Below are 18,768 nucleotides of genomic sequence, written 5' to 3' on the forward strand. Positions count from 1 at the left end.
TACACTGCCGCGCGTTTTCGCATCCTGCGGGGGCCACCAGGCTCCTGCGCATCTTCGGCTTCCGTGTCCTCCTCCCAATCCATCGCCCTGGTCGGCATGCCCGGCGCCGGCAAGTCGGCGGTGGGCAAGGAACTCGGCCGCCGCCTGCAGCGTGCCTTTGCCGACAGCGACGTGGTCATCGAGCAGCGCATCGGCTGCTCGATCCGCGAGTACTTCGAACGCGAGGGCGAGGCCGCCTTCCGTCAGCTCGAAGAACAGGTGCTCGCCGAGCTGGGCGAGCAGGGCGCCGGCGTGGTGGCCACGGGGGGTGGCATCGTCATCCGGCCGGCCAATCGTGCCTGCCTGCAGCAGTCCTTCCGTGTCGTCTACCTGCACGCGGCGCCTGAGGATCTGTACCGCCGCCTGCGCCACGACACCAAGCGGCCGTTGCTGCAGGTGGCCGATCCGCTGGCCCGTCTGCGCGAGCTCTATGCGGCGCGCGACGGGCTCTACCGCGAGGTGGCCCATGTCGTCGTCGAGACGGGCCGTGCCTCGGTCGGTGCCGTGGTGACGGACGTCCAGCGGCAGCTGCAAGCAGCCTCCGAAGGCTGAAAGACAGAGGCCGCCCTCTAAACTCGGGGCATGGCCGCTACCCCATCCCTTGCGCCGGCCGTCGAGCAAGTCCGCATCGACCTTGGCGAGCGCAGCTACCCCATCCTGATCGGCGCCGGCCTGCTGGCCGAGCCCGCCACCTACGCCGCGCTGCCGGCGGCATCGGCCGCCGTGATCGTGACCAACACCACCGTCGCGCCGCTCTATGCGCAGCAACTGCGCGACACGCTGGCCGGCCGCTTCGCCACGGTGCGCGTGGTCGAACTGCCCGATGGCGAATCGCACAAGAACTGGGAGACGCTGCAGACCATCTTCGATGCACTGCTGGCCGCCCATTGCGACCGCCGCACCGTGCTGTTCGCGCTCGGCGGCGGCGTGGTGGGCGACATGACCGGCTTCGCCGCCGCCTGCTACATGCGCGGCGTGCCCTTCGTGCAGGTGCCGACCACGCTGCTGGCGCAGGTCGATTCGTCGGTGGGCGGCAAGACGGCCATCAACCATCCGCTGGGCAAGAACATGATCGGCGCCTTCTACCAGCCGCAACTGGTGGTGTGCGACCTGGAAACGCTGCGCACATTGCCGCCGCGCGAGGTGTCGGCAGGGCTGGCCGAGATCATCAAGTACGGGCCCATCTACGACATGGGCTTCTTCGACTGGATCGAGGCGAACATCGAGGCGCTGGTGGCGCGTGAACCCGCCGCCCTGGCCCATGCGGTGCGCCGCAGTTGCGAGATCAAGGCGGCCGTGGTGGGCCAGGACGAGCGCGAGTCGGGCCTGCGCGCCATCCTCAACTTCGGCCACACCTTCGGCCATGCCATCGAGTCGGGCCTGGGCTATGGCGAATGGTTGCATGGCGAGGCGGTGGGCTGCGGCATGGTGATGGCGGCGCGTTTGTCGCAGAAGCTGGGCGGCGTCGATGCCGCCTTCGTCGAGCGGCTGACCGCGCTGGTGCGCCGCGCCAGCCTGCCGGTCGTGGCGCCGGCTCTGGGCGCGCAGCGCTACCTCGACCTGATGCGCGTGGACAAGAAGGCCGAGGCCGGCGAGATCCGCTTCGTGGTCATCGACCGGCCGGGCAGCGCCCTGATGCGCCCGGCGCCCGATGCCCTGGTGCGCGAGGTGCTGGCCGAATGCGTGGCAGCCTGAGCGTGCGCGCCGGCAAGGCAGGGCGATGAGCGCGCCGGCCTGGGCCAGCGACCCCACCCGCAGCCGCGGACGTCGCTTCGCCGAGCCGCCCGCGCCCACGCGCGACGACTTCCAGCGCGACCGCGACCGCATCGTCCATTCGACGGCCTTCCGCCGGCTGGTCTACAAGACGCAGGTCTTCCTCAACCACGAGGGCGACCTGTTCCGCACCCGGCTCACGCATTCGCTGGAGGTGGCGCAGCTCGGCCGCTCGGTGGCGCGCTCCCTGGGCCTGAACGAGGATCTGGTCGAGGCCATCGCCCTGGCGCACGACCTGGGCCACACGCCGTTCGGCCATGCCGGGCAGGATGCGCTCAACGGCTGCATGGCGGAGCATGGCGGCTTCGAGCACAACCTGCAGAGCCTGCGCGTGGTCGACGCGCTGGAGCACCGCTACCCCGGTTTCGACGGCCTGAATCTCTGTTTCGAGACGCGCGAGGGCATCCTCAAGCACTGCTCGCGCGCCAATGCCGAGGGGCTGGAGGCGCAGGAGCCCGGCGGCATCGCGCGGCGTTTCCTCGATGGCACGCAGCCCGGCCTCGAGGCGCAGCTCACCAACCTGGCCGACGAGATCGCCTACAACGCCCACGACATCGACGATGGCGTGCGCTCGGGGCTGTTGCGGCTGGAGGCGCTGCAGGAGGTGCCGCTGTTCGAGCGCCACCGCCGCCAGACGCTGGCCGAGCACCCGGCGCTGGACGATCGCCGCCTGCTCTATGAGGCCATCCGCCGAATGCTGAGCGAACAGGTCTACGACCTGATCGATACCACGCGCGCCGCGCTCGCGCAGGCCGATCCGCAGGACGCCGAGGCGGTGCGGCGGCTGCCGCCCCTGGTGCGCTTCAGCGAGGACATGCGCGGCCAGTCGGTGGCACTCAAGCGCTTTCTCTTTGCCAACCTGTACCGCCATCCGCAGGTCACCCGCACGACAGGGCGGGCGCAGGACGTGGTGCGCGACCTGTTCGCGGCCTATGTGCAGGGCGACCTGAGCCTGCCCGAACGGCACGCGCGGCGCCCCGACCGCCACCGTGCCGTGGCCGACTACATCGCCGGCATGACCGATCGCTTCGCCGTGCGCGAACACGAGCGGCTGACGGGCCGGCCGTGGACGGACGAATGAACACGGCCGCGCCCGTGTCCCGTCACGCCGCCTTCTTCGTGGTCTTCGGTGGTGTGAGCGCCGCCATCCATCTGGGCAAGCTGCCGCCTGCGTTGCCGGCGTTGCACGACGAACTGGGGCTGTCGCTGGTGCAGGCCGGCTTCCTGCTGTCGGTGCTGCAGTTCGCGGGCATGGGGTTCGGCCTGCTGGCGGGCGTGCTGGCCGACGGTCTGGGCGCCCGGCGCTGCATGCTCATCGGACTCGGGCTGCTTACCGGCGCGTCGGCGGCGGCGGGTGCCTGGGGGCAGATGGGCATCGGCTTCGGGGCCATGCTCGCGCTGCGCGTGGTGGAAGGGGCGGGCTTTCTGCTGGCGGTGATGCCCGGGCCGGCGCTGGTGCGGCGGCTGGCGGTGCCCGGCACCGAGAAGGCGGCGCTGGGCTGGTGGGGCGCCTACATGCCCCTGGGGGTGTCGCTCGCGTTGCTGGCGGGGCCCGTGTTCCTTCACGTCGCGGGCTGGACGGGTTGGTGGCAAGGCGCCGCGCTGGTGTCCGCCATGGCCATGCTGGGGCTGATCCATGCCGTGCCGGCCGATGGGGGGCGCCCCGCACCCGCTGGCGCTGGCTGGTCGTCGCGCCTGGGCCTGACGCTGCGCGAGCCGGGCGCCTGGCTGGTGGCGGGCGCCTTCTGCGTCTATGCGGCGCAGTGGATGGCTGTGATCGGTTTTCTGCCGACCATCTACGCGTCGGCCGGCATGCCGGCGGCCTGGATGGCGCTGCTCACCGCGGTCGCGGCCGCCGTCAACATCGTCGGCAACGTGTGCGGCGGCCGCCTGCTGCAGCGCGGGCACGCGCCGCAACGCCTGCTGGTGCGCGGTTTTCTGGTGATGGCGCTGATGGCTGCCCTGGCCTTCGCCCAGATCGGCAGCGGCGATCTGGTCTGGGCGCTGCCCATGCCCGTTCGCTACCTTGCCGTCTGCGTGTTCTCGCTGGCGGGCGGCATGGTGCCCGCCACGCTCTTCCTGCTGGCGGGACGCGTGGTGCCGCAGGCGGCCTCCACCACGGTGGGGCTGATGCAGCAGGCCTCGTCGCTCGGCCAGTTCCTGGCGCCCCCCGTCGTGGGCTGGCTGGCCCAGCGCGTGGGAGGCTGGCACTGGACCTGGGTGTTCGCGCTCGGCTGTTCGCTGGCGGGCATGCAGATGGCCCGTTGGCTGGGACGGCGCGCCCAGGCTGGCGCTTGAGAAGGGCGCAGACAATCGGCGGATTGCAGGGCCCGCCGCGGCCCGTGCACACCAAAGGAAATTCTTCATGACCATCGATGCCGCGCAGGCCATCGCCGACACGCGCCGCTGGGTCGACCGGGCGGTCATCGGCCTGCAGCTGTGCCCCTTCGCCAAGGCCGTGCAGGCCAAGGGCCAGGTGCACTACGCCGTCCATGCCGGCGACGACCTGGACCAGCTGGCCGAGCGCCTGTTGGCCGAGGCACAGGCGCTGCGCGAGACACCGGCCGACACCCGCGACACCACCTTGCTGATCGTTCCCCACGCCTTGCACGACTTCTACGACTTCCACGATTTCACCGGCCGCTGCGAGCGCCTGATGCGCCGCGCCGGGCACGAGGGCGAGCTTCAGCTGGCCAGTTTCCATCCGCGCTTCCAGTTCGCTGGCGAGGACGAGGACGCGCTGGGCAATTTCAGCAACCGTTCGCCCCATCCCACGCTGCATCTGCTGCGCGAAGCCAGTATCGACCGCGCGGTCGAGGCCTTTCCGGACGCGGCGGACATCTTCGAGCGCAACATCGACACGCTCGACGCCCTGGGGGCGGCGGGCTGGGCGGCGCTGGACGTGGGTGCCGGGGCAGGGGGGCGGCCATGAAACGCCAGGCAGACAAGGGGCAGCGCGCGGGCGCAACGGGCGTGGCAGACGCGGCGCTGGCCGAGGAGCTGCGGCCTGGCCAGTCGGTCGAGCTGCTCAAGGAGCTGCACATCCTGACCCGCGAGGGCCGGCTCAACCAGGACTCGCGGCGCAAGCTCAAGCAGGTCTACCACCTCTACCAGTTCATCGAGAAACTGCTGCTGGAGCTGCCGGAGGAAGGCGCTGTGGCGACCGTGGCGGACCACGGCGCCGGCAAGTCCTACCTGGGCTTCATCCTGCACGACCTGTTCTTCAAGGCGCGCGGCGGCCATATCTACGGCATCGAGAGCCGGGCCGAGCTGGTCGAGCGCTCGCGGGCGCTGGCCGATCGGCTGGGCTTTGCGCGCATGCATTTCCTGGCGCTGTCGGTGGCTGAATCGGCGACGGCCACCGAGTTGCCGGCGCAGATCGACATGGTCACCGCGCTGCATGCCTGCGACACCGCCACCGACGACGCCATCGCCTTCGGCCTGGCCAAGCAGGCCCGCTTCATGGTGCTGGTGCCCTGCTGCCAGGCCGAAGTGGCGGCCAGCCTGCGGCACAGCAAGGCGCTGTCGCTGGCGCGCACGCCGCTGGCCGAGCTGTGGCGGCATCCGCTGCACACGCGCGAGATCGGCAGCCAGCTCACCAATGTGCTGCGCTGCCTGTACCTGGAAGCCTGTGGCTACCAGGTGACGGTCACCGAACTGGTCGGCTGGGAGCACAGCATGAAGAACGAGCTGATCCTGGCGCGCCGCACCGGCCATCGCAAAGCCAGCGCCGCCCAGCGGCTGCGTGCGCTGCTGGCCGAGTTCGGGCTCGACGAGCTGGCCGGGCGCCGCTTTCCGGCACTGCCGCCCGCGGCGTCGGCGACCGAGGCCGTGCACGAGGCCTGAACATGGCCAGGCAGCCCCGGCTGGCGCTGGCCGGCCATCCGCACCACCTGATCCAGCGCGGCAACAACGACCAGGCGGTGGTGGTCGACACCACCGACCGGCAGATGCTGCTGGACACGCTGGGCGAGCAGGCCCAGCGCGCGGGCGTGGCCCTGCATGCCTACGTGATCCTGGAAGATCATTTCCACGTCCTGGCCACGCCGCCGACGGCCGAGGCGCTGTCGCTGTGGATGCAGGCCGTGGGGCGGCGCTATGTGCGCCACTTCAACGACCGCCACGGACGGCGCGGCACGCTGTGGGAAGGCCGCTACCGTGGCACGGTGCTGCAGGCCGAGCGCTACTTCCTGCCTTGCATGGCCTACATCGACCTGCATCCAGTACGGGCGGGGCTGGTGGAGCAGGCGCGCGACTATGCGTGGTCCAGCCATGGCCACTACGTGGGGCTGCGCACCGATCGCTTCCTCACGCCGCATGCGCTGTACTGGGCGCTGGGCAATACGCCCTTCGCGCGTGAAGCCGCGTACGCCGAAATGGTGCATGTAGGGCCGACGCGAGCTGAACAGCTCATGCTGACCGAAACCACCCGCAAAGGATGGGCGGCGGGCGAGGCTGCCTTCGTCCAGCAGCTGCAGGCCGATACACCGCGCCGATTGGCGGTCGGGCGTGCAGGGCGTAAGCCGAAAGATCCCAGTCTTCCCGGGGGCTGATGCATCGCAAGCGGCCGCAAGACCGGTTGCTCCCCGTTGATCGTGATCTGTCCCCAATTTTGAAGCGGTAAGAAATGGCTGACGCCGAAATGGAGTCTGACCCCAATTAAAACGTTTGGCATTCTTCGTGCAAGTGCCTATGCTCCCCGCATTCCCCACGATATCTCCGAGGAGCGTGCCATGACCCTGGCAGCAGAAATCGAACACCTCCAGCAAAAAGGCCTGTACGTCACCGCCAATGAGCACGACGCCTGCGGCGTGGGCTTCGTGGCCCACATCAAGGGCGAGAAGCGCCACGACATCGTCACCCAGGCGCTGAAGATCCTCGAGAACATCGACCACCGCGGCGCCGTCGGTGCCGACAAGCTGATGGGCGACGGCGCGGGCATCCTGATCCAGATCCCCGACGCGCTCTACCGCGAAGAAATGGCCAAGCAGGGCGTCACCCTGCCACCGGCCGGCGAGTACGGCGTCGGCATGATCTTCCTGCCCAAGGAGCATGCCTCGCGCCTGGCCTGTGAACAGGAGATGGAGCGCGCCATCAAGGCCGAAGGCCAGGTGCTGCTCGGCTGGCGCGACGTTCCGGTCAACCGCGAGATGCCCATGTCGCCCACCGTGCGCGACAAGGAGCCGATCATGCGCCAGGTCTTCATCGGCCGCGGCGCCGATGTGATCGTGCAGGACGCGCTGGAGCGCAAGCTCTACGTCATCCGCAAGACGGCCAGCGCCAACATCCAGGCGCTCAAGCTCAAGCACAGCAAGGAATACTACGTTCCGAGCATGAGCAGCCGCACCGTGGTCTACAAGGGCCTGCTGCTGGCCGACCAGGTGGGCACCTACTACCTGGATCTGCAGGACGCACGCTGCATCTCGGCCATCGGCCTGGTGCACCAGCGCTTCTCCACCAACACCTTCCCCGAGTGGCCGCTGGCCCACCCCTACCGCTACGTCGCCCACAACGGCGAGATCAACACGGTCAAGGGCAACTACAACTGGATGCGCGCCCGCGAAGGCGTGATGAGTTCGCCCGTGCTGGGCGCCGACCTGGCCAAGCTCTACCCGATCAGCTTCGCCGGCCAGTCCGACACCGCCACCTTCGACAACTGCCTCGAACTGCTGACGATGGCCGGCTACCCGATCAGCCAGGCCGTGATGATGATGATCCCGGAGCCCTGGGAGCAGCACGCCACCATGGATCCGCGCCGCCGCGCCTTCTATGAGTACCACGCCGCCATGCTGGAGCCGTGGGACGGCCCGGCCGCCGTGGTTTTCACCGACGGCAAGCAGATCGGCGCCACGCTGGACCGCAACGGCCTGCGCCCCGCCCGCTACTGCGTGACCGACGACGACATGGTCATCATGGGCTCCGAGGCCGGCGTGCTGCCCATCCCCGAGGCCAAGATCATCCGCAAGTGGCGCCTGCAGCCCGGCAAGATGTTCCTGATCGACCTCGACCAGGGCCGCATGATCGACGACGAGGAGGTCAAGGCCACCCTCGCGCACAGCAAGCCCTACAAGCAGTGGATCGAGAACCTGCGCATCAAGCTTGACGACGTCGAGGGCGCGGGCGAGGCCCCGGCCAGCGCCGTCTCGCTGCTGGACCGCCAGCAGGCCTTCGGCTACACGCAGGAAGACATCAAGTTCCTGATGAGCCCGATGGCGGTGGCCGGCGAGGAGGGCATCGGCTCCATGGGCAACGACAGCCCGCTGGCCGTGCTCTCCAGCAAGAACAAACCGCTGTACAACTACTTCAAGCAACTGTTCGCCCAGGTGACCAATCCGCCGATCGACCCGATCCGCGAGGCCATCGTCATGTCGCTGGTCAGCTTCGTGGGCCCCAAGCCCAACCTGCTGGACATCAACCAGGTCAACCCGCCCATGCGCCTCGAAGTGAGCCAGCCCGTGCTCGACTTCAACGACATGGCCAAGCTGCGCGACATCGGCACCTTCACGCAAGGCAAGTTCAAGAGCTACACGCTGGACATCACCTACCCGCTCGCCTGGGGCGAGGAGGGCGTGGAAGCCAAGCTGGCCTCGCTGTGCGCCGAGGCGGTGGACGCCATCAAGGGCGGCCACAACATCCTGATCGTGAGCGACCGCGCAGTGGCCGCCGAGCAGTTGCCGATCCCGGCGGTGCTGGCCCTGTCGGCCATCCATCAGCACCTGATCCGCGAAGGCGTGCGCACCAGCGCCGGCCTGGTGGTGGAGACCGGCTCGGCCCGCGAAGTGCACCACTTCGCCGTGCTGGCCGGCTACGGCGCCGAGGCCGTGCACCCGTACCTGGCCATGGAGACCCTGGCTGCGATGCACCAGGACCTGCCGGGCGACCTGTCGGCCGAGAAGGCCATCTACAACTACGTCAAGGCGATCGGCAAGGGCCTGTCCAAGATCATGTCCAAGATGGGCGTGAGCACGTACATGAGCTATTGCGGCGCCCAGCTGTTCGAGGCCATCGGCCTCAACACTGAGACGGTCGCGAAGTACTTCACCGGCACCGCCAGCCGGGTGGAAGGCATCGGCGTGTTCGAGATCGCGCAGGAAGCCATCCGCATGCACAAGGCCGCCTTCGGCGACGACCCGGTGCTGGAGTCGATGCTGGATGCCGGCGGCGAATACGCCTGGCGCACCCGCGGCGAAGACCACATGTGGACGCCCGACGCCATCGCCAAGCTGCAGCACTCCACCCGTGCGAACAACTTCAACACCTACAAGGAATATGCGCAGATCATCAACGACCAGAGCCGTCGCCACCTGACGCTGCGCGGCCTGTTCGAGTTCAAGTTCGACACCGCCAAGGCCATCGCGGTCGACGAGGTCGAGCCCGCGGCCGAGATCGTCAAGCGCTTTGCGACCGGCGCCATGTCGCTGGGCTCGATCAGCACCGAGGCCCATTCGACGCTGGCCATTGCCATGAACCGCATCGGCGGCAAGAGCAACACCGGCGAGGGCGGCGAGGACCCGGCGCGCTACCGCAACGAGCTCAAGGGCATCCCGATCAAGCAGGGCGCCACGCTCAAGAGCGAGATCGGCGCGCAGAACGTCGAGGTCGACCTGCCCCTGAAGGAAGGCGATTCGCTGCGCTCGCGCATCAAGCAGGTGGCCTCGGGCCGTTTCGGTGTGACGGCGGAGTACCTGTCCTCGTCCGACCAGATCCAGATCAAGATGGCGCAGGGCGCCAAGCCCGGCGAAGGCGGCCAGCTGCCTGGCGGCAAGGTCACCGAGTACATCGGCAAGCAGCGCTATTCGGTGCCCGGCGTGGGCCTGATCAGCCCGCCGCCGCACCACGACATCTATTCGATCGAGGACCTGGCCCAGCTGATCCACGACCTGAAGAACGTGGCGCCGCATGCCTCCATCAGCGTCAAGCTGGTGTCGGAAGTGGGCGTGGGCACCATCGCGGCCGGCGTGGCCAAGTGCAAGAGCGACCACGTCGTGATCGCCGGCCATGACGGCGGCACGGGCGCCTCGCCCTGGTCGTCCATCAAGCATGCCGGCAGCCCGTGGGAGATCGGCCTGGCCGAGACCCAGCAGACGCTGGTGCTCAACCGCCTGCGCGGCCGCATTCGCGTGCAGGCCGACGGCCAGATGAAGACCGGTCGCGACGTCGTGATCGGCGCGCTGCTGGGCGCCGACGAATTCGGCTTCGCCACCGCGCCGCTGGTGGTCGAGGGCTGCATCATGATGCGCAAGTGCCACCTGAACACCTGTCCGGTGGGTGTGGCCACGCAGGACCCGGTGCTGCGCCAGAAGTTCGCCGGCAAGCCCGAGCATGTCGTCAACTACTTCTTCTTCGTCGCCGAGGAAGTGCGCCAGATCATGGCCCAGCTGGGCGTGCGCAAGTTCGACGAGCTGATCGGCCGCGCCGACCTGCTCGACATGCGCAAGGGCATCGCCCACTGGAAGGCCCGCGGCTTGGACTTCAGCCGCCTGTTCGCCCAGCCGCAGGTGCCGGCCGAGGTGCCGCGCCTGCATGTCGACAGCCAGGACCACGGCCTCGAGAAAAGCCTGGACAACAAGCTGATCGAGAAGTCGCGCCCGGCCATCGACCGCGGCGAGAAGGTGCAGTTCATCGAGACGGTGCGCAACGTCAACCGCTCGGTGGGCGCCATGCTCTCCGGCGCGCTGACCAAGGTGCATCCGGAAGGCCTGCCCGACGACTCCATCCGCATCCAGCTGGAAGGCACGGGCGGCCAGTCCTTCGGCGCCTTCCTGGCCCGCGGCATCACGCTCTATCTGATCGGCGAGGCCAACGACTACACCGGCAAGGGCCTCTCGGGTGGCCGCGTGGTGGTGCGTCCAAGCCTGGACTTCCGCGGCGAGGCGGCGCGCAACATCATCGTGGGCAACACCGCGCTGTACGGCGCCACCACGGGCGAGGCCTTCCTGGCCGGCGTGGCGGGCGAGCGCTTCGCGGTGCGCCTGTCGGGCGCCACCGCGGTGGTCGAGGGCACGGGTGACCACGGCTGCGAATACATGACCGGCGGCACGGTGGTGGTGCTGGGCAAGACGGGCCGCAATTTCGCGGCCGGCATGAGCGGCGGCGTGGCCTTCGTCTACGACGAGGACGGCCAATTCGCCTCGCGCTGCAACATGGCCATGGTCACGCTTGAGAAGGTGCTGACCACCGGCGAGCAGACCGCCGGCGTCGACCGCAAGTTCTGGCACAACGCCCAGACCGACGAGGCCCAACTGCGCAAGCTGCTCGAAGAGCACCACCGCTGGACCGGCAGCAAGCGCGCCCGCGACCTGCTGGACGACTGGGCCCTGTCGCGCACGAAGTTCGTGAAGGTCTTCCCGAACGAATACAAGCGCGCCCTGGGCGAGCTGCATGACCGCAAGATGATGCTGGCCAGCACCGGCAACGACGCCAAGGCCGGCCTGGAGCCGCATGCCGTCTCCGCCGCCGCAGCCGGCTGAGCCGACGCGCCACGAACCAGAACGAGGAACACACGATGGGAAAAGTCACCGGCTTCATGGAATTCGAGCGGCTCGAAGAGGGCTACCGCCCGGTCGATGAGCGTCTGAAGCACTACAAGGAATTCGTGGTCGCGCTGGACGACCAGCAGGCCAAGATCCAGGGTGCGCGCTGCATGGACTGCGGCACGCCCTTCTGCAACAACGGCTGCCCGGTCAACAACATCATTCCGGACTTCAACGACCTGGTGTATCGCCAGGACTGGAAGAACGCCTTCGCGGTGCTGGACTCGACCAACAACTTCCCCGAGTTCACGGGCCGTATCTGCCCCGCGCCCTGCGAGGCGGCCTGCGTGCTGAACGTGAATGACGATGCGGTCGGCATCAAGTCCCTGGAGCACGCGATCATCGACCGCGCCTGGGCCGAGGGCTGGGTCAAGCCCCGTCCGGCCAAGCACAAGACCGGCAAGAAGGTCGCCGTCGTCGGCGCGGGCCCCGCCGGCCTGGCCGCGGCCCAGCAACTGGCCCGGGCCGGCCACGACGTGACGCTGTTCGAGAAGAACGACCGTGTCGGTGGCCTGCTGCGCTATGGCATCCCCGACTTCAAGATGGAGAAGTCGCATATCGACCGCCGCGTCGAGCAGATGAAGGCCGAAGGCGTGGTCTTCCGCACGGGCGTGGTCGTCGGCGCCGCCAAGGACGCGCTGGGCAAGGGCTCCAAGGTCACCAACCTGGCCAAGGAAACCGTCACGCCCGAGCAGCTCCAGGCCGAGTTCGACGCCGTGCTGCTGACCGGCGGTGCCGAGCAGTCGCGCGACCTGCCCGCACCCGGCCGCGACCTGGACGGCATCCATTTCGCGATGGAGTTCCTGCCGCAGCAGAACCGCGTGAACGCCGGCGACAAGGTCAAGGGCCAGTTGCGCGCGGACGGCAAGCACGTCATCGTGATCGGCGGTGGCGACACCGGCTCCGACTGCGTGGGCACCAGCAACCGCCACGGCGCAGCCAGCGTGACCCAGTTCGAGCTCATGCCCATGCCGCCCGAATCGGAGAACAAGCCGCTGGTCTGGCCCTACTGGCCTTACAAGCTGCGCACCTCCTCCAGCCACGAGGAAGGCTGCGAGCGCGAGTTCGCCATCTCGACCAAGGAATTCATCGGCGAGAAGGGCAAGGTCACCGGCCTCAAGACCGTGCATGTGGAGTTCAAGGACGGCAAGTTCGTCGAGGTGCCCAACACCGAGAAGACCTACAAGGCCGATCTGGTCCTGTTGGCCATGGGTTTCGTGAGCCCGGTCTCGCCGGTGCTCGAAGCCTTCGGCGTCGAGAAGGATGCGCGCGGCAACGCCAAGGCCACGGTCGACTTCACGGGTGGCTACGCCACCAACGTGCCCAAGGTGTTCGCGGCCGGCGACATGCGCCGCGGCCAGTCGCTGGTGGTGTGGGCCATCCGCGAAGGCCGGCAGGCGGCGCGGGCCGTGGACGAATTCCTGATGGGATTCAGCGACCTGCCCCGTTGAACCAAAGGGCAGCCGTAAGGTCGAAAACCGGCCTACGTGCTTTCCCTTATCATCGGCCGCCGCCAAGCCGGGATGCCGCACAGGCGCCCCGGCTTTGTGTTTTCTTGAGACTGCCCGTTTCTCCCACCGTCCCTCCCCCGGCTTTGTCCTCCGTCGATTCCGCCCCTTTCGTCGAGTTTCGTGACGTGCGCTTTGGCTACGGCGAGCGCGCCATCCTCGATGGCGTGTCGTTCTCCGTGCCCCGCGGGCGCGTGACGGCGCTGATGGGTGCGTCTGGCGGCGGCAAGACGACGGTGCTGCGGCTGATCGGCGGGCAGGTGCGTGCCAACGCCGGCGAGGTGCGCTTCGACGGCCAGGACGTGGGTCGCATGGCACCCCCTGCGCTCTATGCTGCCCGGCGCCGCATGGGCATGCTGTTCCAGTTCGGCGCGCTGTTCACCGACATGACGGTGTTCGACAACGTGGCCTTTCCCCTGCGCGAGCACACCCAACTGCCCGAGCCGCTGGTGCGCGACATCGTGCTCATGAAGCTGGACGCGGTGGGCCTTCGCGGCGCGCGCGAGCTGATGCCCAGCGAGGTCTCCGGCGGCATGGCGCGCCGTGTTGCACTCGCCCGGGCCATTGCGCTCGACCCCGAGCTGGTCATGTACGACGAGCCCTTTGCCGGGCTCGATCCGATTTCGCTGGGCACGTCCGCCCGCCTGATCCGCCGGCTGAACGACGCGCTCGGGCTGACGAGCGTGATCGTCTCCCACGATCTCGACGAGACCTTCCGCATCGCCGACCACGTGGTGATCCTCGCCAACGGCAAGGTCGCGGCACAGGGCGCGCCGGACGAGGTGCGGGCCAGCACCGATCCGCTGGTGCACCAGTTCGTCAATGCCGAAGCGGAGGGGCCGGTGCGCTTCCACTATCCCGGGCCCACGGTCGACGAGGATTTCGGCCACATGCAGGGAGGCCGGCCATGAGGTGGTGGCATCCGTCCGACGTGGGCTTTGCCGTGCGGCGCAAGCTGGCGGACCTGGGCCATGGGGCCCGCCTGTTCGTGCGCCTGGTGGCCGACCTGGGGTCTTGCCTTCGTCGTTTCGGCCTCGTGCGCGACCAGATTCACTTCCTGGGCAATTACTCGCTGGCGATCATCGCGGTCTCGGGTCTGTTTGTCGGTTTCGTGCTGGGGCTGCAGGGCTACTACACGCTGCAGCGCTACGGCGCCTCGGAGGCGCTGGGCCTGTTGGTCACGCTCTCGCTGGTGCGCGAGCTGGGGCCGGTGGTCGCGGCGCTGCTCTTCGCGGGCCGGGCCGGCACCTCGCTCACCGCCGAAGTCGGCCTGATGAAGGCGGGCGAGCAGCTCAGTGCCATGGAGATGATGGCGGTGGACCCGGTGCGTCGGGTGTTGGCGCCTCGCTTCTGGGCGGGCGTCATCACCCTGCCGCTGCTGTCCGCCGTGTTCAGCGCCGTGGGCGTGCTCGGGGGATGGGTGGTGGGCGTGCTCATGCTGGGCGTGGACTCCGGCGCTTTCTGGGGGCAGATGCAAAGCGGGGTGGATGTCCTGCAGGATGTCGGCAACGGCATCGTCAAGAGCGTGGTGTTCGGCTTCACCGTCAGCTTCGTCGCGCTGCTCCAGGGTTTCGAGGCCCAGCCGACGCCCGAGGGCGTCTCTCGCGCCACCACGCGCACGGTGGTGGTGGCTTCGCTGGCGGTGCTGGGGCTGGACTTCCTCCTCACCGCCATGATGTTCAGCCTCTGAGGTAAACCAATGCAACGTTCCCGCAGCGATCTCTGGGTTGGCCTGTTCGTGCTCATCGGCGCGGCGGCGCTGCTCTTCCTGGCCCTGCAATCGGCCAACCTGCTCAGCCTGAATTTCCAGAAGACCTACAAGGTCACGGCCCGTTTCGACAACATCGGCGGGCTCAAGCCGCAGACGGCGGTCAAGAGCGCCGGTGTGGTGGTGGGTCGCGTGGAATCCATCGGCTTCGACGACAAGACCTTCCAGGCCAGCGTGACGCTGGCGCTGCAGGACCGCTATCGCTTCCCCAAGGACAGCTCGCTGAAGATCCTCACCAGCGGTCTCCTGGGCGAGCAGTACATCGGCATCGAGGCCGGCGCCGACGACAAGAACCTGCAGGCCGGCGACACGATCTCGTCGACCCAGTCCGCGGTCGTGCTCGAAAACCTGATCAGCCAGTTTCTCTACAGCAAGGCGGCCGACGGAAGCTCCTCCGGCGATGCCAACAACAAGACCGGAGAGGGTGCGAAGAAATGACGACGAGAAGAACCCCCGTTGCGGGCCCGTGGCGCGGCGTACGCGCCGTGGCCCTGGGCATGGCGCTCGCAAGCTGCGGCCTGGCATGGGCCCAGGCGCAGCAGCCGGCTGCTGCGCCGGCCACTGAGGACTCGACCGCGGCGCCTGCCGACCTGCGCAATCCCGCGGACCCCTTCGAGCCCTTCAACCGCCGCATGTTCCGCTTCAACAAGGCCTTGGACGACGCGGTGCTCAAGCCGGTGGCCACCACCTACCGTGACGTGCTGCCGTCGATGGTGCGAAGCGGTGTCACGAACTTCTTCAACAACCTGGGCGACATCTGGAATTTCGCCAACAACGTCCTGCAATTGAAGGCGCAGAACAGTGCCGAGACCTTCATGCGCCTGAACGTGAACACGGTGTTCGGGTTGGGCGGCATCCTGGACGTGGCCTCCGACCTCGGCATCGAGCGGCACAGCGCGGACTTCGGCCAGACGCTGGGCTACTGGGGCGTGCCGTCCGGCCCGTACCTGATGTTGCCGCTCCTGGGCCCTTCGACCGTGCGCGACACCGCCGCGCTGCCCATCGACTGGCAGGGCGACCCGGTGCCCTCCATCGACGACAAGACGGTGCGCTGGAGTCTGACTGGCCTGTGGCTGGTGGACCGTCGCGCGCGGTTGCTGCGGACCACCAGTCTCCTGGAAGACGCGGCACTCGACCCGTACAGCTTCTCCCGCGACGCCTATCTCCAGCGGCGCCGTGCAGAAGTGAACGACGGACGCACGCGTCAGGACGACGACCAGTGACCAAGCAGGGCCCTTGCAGTTGGTTGCAAGTGCCGCCGCCTCGACGGAAACCCGCGCCGCAACGAGCCGCTCGAAAGGGCAGGCAGCGTCGCCGCACACAACGATAGAAGGGATACCCACCATGAACTTCGCCATCCAACGACGCACCATCGGCCGCTGGGCCGGAATGGGCGCGATCCTCGTGGCGCTGGGCAGCGCCTCGCTGTCGGCAATGGCCGCCGATGAAGCCCCTGATGCGCTGGTCAAGCGGCTGTCCAGCGAAGTGCTGGACACCATCAAGGCCGACAAGTCGATCAAGGCCGGGGACATCCCGAAGATCATGGCGCTCGTTGACGCCAAGATCATGCCCAACGTGAATTTCCAGCGCATGACCTCCTCGGCCGTGGGCCCCGCCTGGCGTCAGGCCACGCCGGAGCAGCGCACCCAGTTGCAGCAGGAATTCAAGACGCTGCTGGTGCGCACCTACGCCGGCGCCCTGGACCAGGTCAGTGACCAGACCGTCACCATCAAGCCCTTCCGTGGCTCGCCGGACGACAAGGAAGTGCTGGTGCGCACCGAGGTCCGCGGCGGCTCTGGCGACCCGGTGCAGATCGATTACCGGCTCGAGAAGACCCCCGGCGAAGGCTACGGCTGGAAGGTCTTCAACTTCAACGTGATGGGCGTATGGCTGGTCGATACTTACCGCACCCAGTTCGCCCAGGAGATCAACGCCAAGGGCATCGACGGCCTGATTGCCACGCTGGCGGCCCGCAACAAGGCCAACGCCCGCAGCTGACCGGGGTGACCGCATGGCGCTCGATGCCCTGACACTGATGCTGCCGCCTCGTCTGACGCACGACGAGGCACCGGCCTGCATGCGCATGCTCCAGCAGGGGCTGACGGCGCAGCCCGGGTCTTCGGCCGTGGTCGACGCGAGCGCGCTGAACCAGTTCGATTCCTCGGCCATCGCCGTGCTGCTCGAATGCCGCCGGGAGGCCGCGGCGCTGGGCCGGGGCTTTGCCGTCAAGGGGCTACCCGCGCGCCTGCGCGAATTGGCCATGCTCTACGGCGTGGCCGGCCTGCTGCCTTCCGCGCCCTGATCTCCCGCCAGGGGCGGGGCCAAGGGGAACAACCTAGAATCCCCACCCCCTATGGCCGCCGTCTCCTTCCAGTCCGTCTCCAAGACCTATCCTCCGTCCCGCGCACAGCGGGCCCATGGCAATCCCGGTCTGCGGGCGCTGGAGGATGTCAGCTTCGACATCGAGGAAGGCGAGTTCTTCGGCCTCCTGGGCCCGAACGGCGCGGGCAAGACCACCCTCATCAGCATCCTCGCTGGACTGTCGCGGCCCACGTCAGGTCATGTGAGCGTGCATGGCTTCGACGTGCAGAGCCACTTCGCCGATGCGCGCCGACAGTTGGGCATCGTGCCGCAGGAATTGGTCTTCGACCCCTTCTTCAATGTCCGCGAGACGCTGCGGCTGCAGTCGGGCTATTTCGGCATCCCGAACAACGACGACTGGATCGACGAGCTGCTCACCAGCCTGGGTCTGGCCGACAAGGCCGATGCCAACATGCGCCAGCTCTCGGGCGGCATGAAGCGCCGCGTGCTGGTGGCGCAGGCACTGGTGCACAAGCCGCCGGTGATCGTGCTCGACGAGCCCACGGCCGGCGTGGACGTGGAACTGCGCCAGACGCTGTGGCAATTCGTCGCCCGCCTCAACCGCGAAGGCAGCACCGTGCTGCTGACCACCCACTACCTCGAGGAAGCCGAGGCGCTGTGCAACCGCATCGCCATGCTCAAGAAGGGCAGGGTGGTGGCGTTGGACCGCACCAGCGAACTGCTCAAGGCGGCGGCCAGCAACGTGCTGCGCTTCAAGACCGATGCCGAGCTACCCTGGGAGCTGGCCCGCAACGCCCGGATCACCGGCCGCATCGTCCAACTGCCGGCGCAGAACGCGCTGGAGGTGGAACAACTGCTGTCCAACCTGCGACAGGCCGGCGTGTCGGTCGAGGACGTGGAAATGCGCAAGGCCGACCTGGAGGACGTCTTCATCGACCTGATGGCCGGCGAGCAGACACCGCTGGAGGTGGCGCGATGAGAGACATGCTGCTGTCGCGCGCCATGGGCTGGCGCGCCCTGCTGGCCAAGGAAGTGCTGCGCTTCTGGAAGGTGGCCGGCCAGACCGTCGGTGCGCCGGTGCTGACCTCGGTGCTCTACCTGATGGTCTTCGGCCATGTGCTGGAGGACCACGTCCAGGTCTACGGCCGCTTCAGCTACACCGCCTTCCTGATCCCCGGTCTGGTGATGATGAGCGTGCTGCAGAACGCCTTCGCCAATAGCTCCTCGTCCATCATCCAGAGCAAGATCATGGGCAACCTGGTGTTCGTGCTGCTGACGCCGTTGTCGCACTGGGGCTGGTTCTTCGCCTATGTGGGCTCGTCGGTGGTGCGCGGCCTGGTGGTCGGCGCGGGCGTGCTGCTGGTCACGATGTTCTTCGCCGTGCCGCCCTTCGCGCAGCCGCTGTGGATCGTGCTCTTCGCCCTGCTGGGCGCGGGCCTGCTCGGCACGCTGGGCCTGATCGCCGGCCTCTGGGCCGAGAAGTTCGACCAGATGGCGGTGTTCCAGAACTTTCTGATCATGCCCATGACCTTCCTGTCGGGCGTGTTCTATTCCATCGGCTCGCTGCCGCCCTTCTGGCAGGCGGTGAGCCACCTCAACCCCTTCTTCTACATGATCGACGGCTTCCGCTACGGCTTCTTTGGCATGTCGGACGTGTCGCCCTGGCTGAGCCTGGGCGTCGTGGCCGGTGCGCTGGCCGTGGTGAGTACCGTGGCGGTGCACCTGCTGCGCACCGGCTACAAGATCAGAGGCTGAGGAAGACCTGCCATTTCGAGGCCGCGACTGCCTGCTGGCAGATGCTGCATCCAACGACCGCCCCGCGCCC

General features: G+C 68.1%; 17 protein-coding genes. All 17 read left to right on the forward strand.

The features are described 5' to 3' along the window. Window positions 1-63 precede the first annotated feature (63 nt). Window positions 64-591: a shikimate kinase gene (locus ACT54X_RS12135; protein ID WP_294370568.1), complete on the forward strand. Its 528-nt coding sequence runs from the start codon at window positions 64-66 to the stop codon at window positions 589-591. A gap of 30 nt (window positions 592-621) precedes the next feature. Next, on the forward strand, window positions 622-1,734 hold the full coding sequence (gene aroB / locus ACT54X_RS12140) for a 3-dehydroquinate synthase (RefSeq protein WP_476346710.1): 1,113 nt from the start codon (window positions 622-624) through the stop codon (window positions 1,732-1,734). 25 nt (window positions 1,735-1,759) lie between these two features. Continuing rightward, window positions 1,760-2,893 (forward strand): deoxyguanosinetriphosphate triphosphohydrolase, encoded by a 1,134-nt coding sequence (locus tag ACT54X_RS12145; RefSeq protein ID WP_476346712.1) that lies wholly within the window; start codon window positions 1,760-1,762, stop codon window positions 2,891-2,893. A gap of 14 nt (window positions 2,894-2,907) precedes the next feature. Beyond that, entirely contained in the window at window positions 2,908-4,110 is a 1,203-nt protein-coding gene (locus tag ACT54X_RS12150; RefSeq protein WP_476346713.1) for an MFS transporter, read from the forward strand. Between the two features lie 67 nt (window positions 4,111-4,177). After that, window positions 4,178-4,744: a DUF1415 domain-containing protein gene (locus ACT54X_RS12155; protein ID WP_294370562.1), complete on the forward strand. Its 567-nt coding sequence runs from the start codon at window positions 4,178-4,180 to the stop codon at window positions 4,742-4,744. Then, a complete protein-coding gene (locus ACT54X_RS12160) occupies window positions 4,741-5,658 on the forward strand; it encodes a class I SAM-dependent methyltransferase (protein WP_294370560.1) in 918 nt (305 codons plus the stop codon). Before ACT54X_RS12155 ends, ACT54X_RS12160 begins: the two co-directional genes overlap by 4 nt. Before the next feature lie 2 nt (window positions 5,659-5,660). Continuing rightward, window positions 5,661-6,365, forward strand: a complete 705-nt coding sequence (locus tag ACT54X_RS12165; RefSeq protein ID WP_354320102.1) for a transposase — start codon at window positions 5,661-5,663, stop codon at window positions 6,363-6,365. 180 nt (window positions 6,366-6,545) lie between these two features. Further along, window positions 6,546-11,282 (forward strand): glutamate synthase-related protein, encoded by a 4,737-nt coding sequence (locus tag ACT54X_RS12170; protein ID WP_476346717.1) that lies wholly within the window; start codon window positions 6,546-6,548, stop codon window positions 11,280-11,282. A gap of 35 nt (window positions 11,283-11,317) precedes the next feature. Beyond that, complete coding sequence (locus ACT54X_RS12175) at window positions 11,318-12,796, forward strand: glutamate synthase subunit beta (protein WP_294370557.1); 1,479 nt, start codon at window positions 11,318-11,320, stop codon at window positions 12,794-12,796. 143 nt (window positions 12,797-12,939) lie between these two features. After that, entirely contained in the window at window positions 12,940-13,764 is an 825-nt protein-coding gene (locus ACT54X_RS12180) for an ABC transporter ATP-binding protein (RefSeq protein ID WP_294370556.1), read from the forward strand. Next, window positions 13,761-14,543: a lipid asymmetry maintenance ABC transporter permease subunit MlaE gene (gene mlaE / locus ACT54X_RS12185; RefSeq protein WP_294370555.1), complete on the forward strand. Its 783-nt coding sequence runs from the start codon at window positions 13,761-13,763 to the stop codon at window positions 14,541-14,543. The genes ACT54X_RS12180 and mlaE overlap by 4 nt, the downstream gene beginning before the upstream one ends. A gap of 9 nt (window positions 14,544-14,552) precedes the next feature. Further along, a complete protein-coding gene (gene mlaD, locus ACT54X_RS12190; protein ID WP_234194529.1) occupies window positions 14,553-15,059 on the forward strand; it encodes an outer membrane lipid asymmetry maintenance protein MlaD in 507 nt (168 codons plus the stop codon). Continuing rightward, window positions 15,056-15,844 carry an MlaA family lipoprotein gene (locus tag ACT54X_RS12195; protein ID WP_294370550.1) on the forward strand — a complete coding sequence of 263 codons (789 nt, stop codon included), beginning with the start codon at window positions 15,056-15,058 and terminating at the stop codon, window positions 15,842-15,844. Before mlaD ends, ACT54X_RS12195 begins: the two co-directional genes overlap by 4 nt. Window positions 15,845-15,965: 121 nt before the next feature. After that, window positions 15,966-16,619, forward strand: a complete 654-nt coding sequence (locus ACT54X_RS12200) for an MlaC/ttg2D family ABC transporter substrate-binding protein (protein ID WP_294370548.1) — start codon at window positions 15,966-15,968, stop codon at window positions 16,617-16,619. A gap of 13 nt (window positions 16,620-16,632) precedes the next feature. Then, on the forward strand, window positions 16,633-16,923 hold the full coding sequence (locus ACT54X_RS12205) for an STAS domain-containing protein (RefSeq protein WP_017759877.1): 291 nt from the start codon (window positions 16,633-16,635) through the stop codon (window positions 16,921-16,923). Window positions 16,924-16,974: 51 nt separating this feature from the next. Further along, a complete protein-coding gene (locus ACT54X_RS12210; protein WP_294370546.1) occupies window positions 16,975-17,922 on the forward strand; it encodes an ABC transporter ATP-binding protein in 948 nt (315 codons plus the stop codon). A 5-nt stretch (window positions 17,923-17,927) separates the two neighbouring features. Beyond that, entirely contained in the window at window positions 17,928-18,698 is a 771-nt protein-coding gene (locus ACT54X_RS12215; protein WP_294370765.1) for an ABC transporter permease, read from the forward strand. Window positions 18,699-18,768: the final 70 nt, after the last annotated feature.

Source organism: Pseudacidovorax sp. DMC4, from assembly GCF_056314265.1.

Bases quoted from the DNA above. Each gene is read 5' to 3' on its own strand.
- ACT54X_RS12215 (WP_294370765.1), top strand. From the start codon at position 17,928: ATGCTGCTGTCGCGCGCCATGGGCTGGCGCGCCCTGCTGGCCAAGGAA.
- ACT54X_RS12200 (WP_294370548.1), top strand. From the start codon at position 15,966: ATGAACTTCGCCATCCAACGACGCACCATCGGCCGCTGGGCCGGAATG.
- ACT54X_RS12210 (WP_294370546.1), top strand. From the start codon at position 16,975: ATGGCCGCCGTCTCCTTCCAGTCCGTCTCCAAGACCTATCCTCCGTCC.
- ACT54X_RS12170 (WP_476346717.1), top strand. From the start codon at position 6,546: ATGACCCTGGCAGCAGAAATCGAACACCTCCAGCAAAAAGGCCTGTAC.
- ACT54X_RS12195 (WP_294370550.1), top strand. From the start codon at position 15,056: ATGACGACGAGAAGAACCCCCGTTGCGGGCCCGTGGCGCGGCGTACGC.
- aroB (WP_476346710.1), top strand. From the start codon at position 622: ATGGCCGCTACCCCATCCCTTGCGCCGGCCGTCGAGCAAGTCCGCATC.
- ACT54X_RS12165 (WP_354320102.1), top strand. From the start codon at position 5,661: ATGGCCAGGCAGCCCCGGCTGGCGCTGGCCGGCCATCCGCACCACCTG.
- ACT54X_RS12155 (WP_294370562.1), top strand. From the start codon at position 4,178: ATGACCATCGATGCCGCGCAGGCCATCGCCGACACGCGCCGCTGGGTC.
- ACT54X_RS12205 (WP_017759877.1), top strand. From the start codon at position 16,633: ATGGCGCTCGATGCCCTGACACTGATGCTGCCGCCTCGTCTGACGCAC.
- ACT54X_RS12145 (WP_476346712.1), top strand. From the start codon at position 1,760: ATGAGCGCGCCGGCCTGGGCCAGCGACCCCACCCGCAGCCGCGGACGT.
- mlaD (WP_234194529.1), top strand. From the start codon at position 14,553: ATGCAACGTTCCCGCAGCGATCTCTGGGTTGGCCTGTTCGTGCTCATC.
- ACT54X_RS12175 (WP_294370557.1), top strand. From the start codon at position 11,318: ATGGGAAAAGTCACCGGCTTCATGGAATTCGAGCGGCTCGAAGAGGGC.
- mlaE (WP_294370555.1), top strand. From the start codon at position 13,761: ATGAGGTGGTGGCATCCGTCCGACGTGGGCTTTGCCGTGCGGCGCAAG.
- ACT54X_RS12160 (WP_294370560.1), top strand. From the start codon at position 4,741: ATGAAACGCCAGGCAGACAAGGGGCAGCGCGCGGGCGCAACGGGCGTG.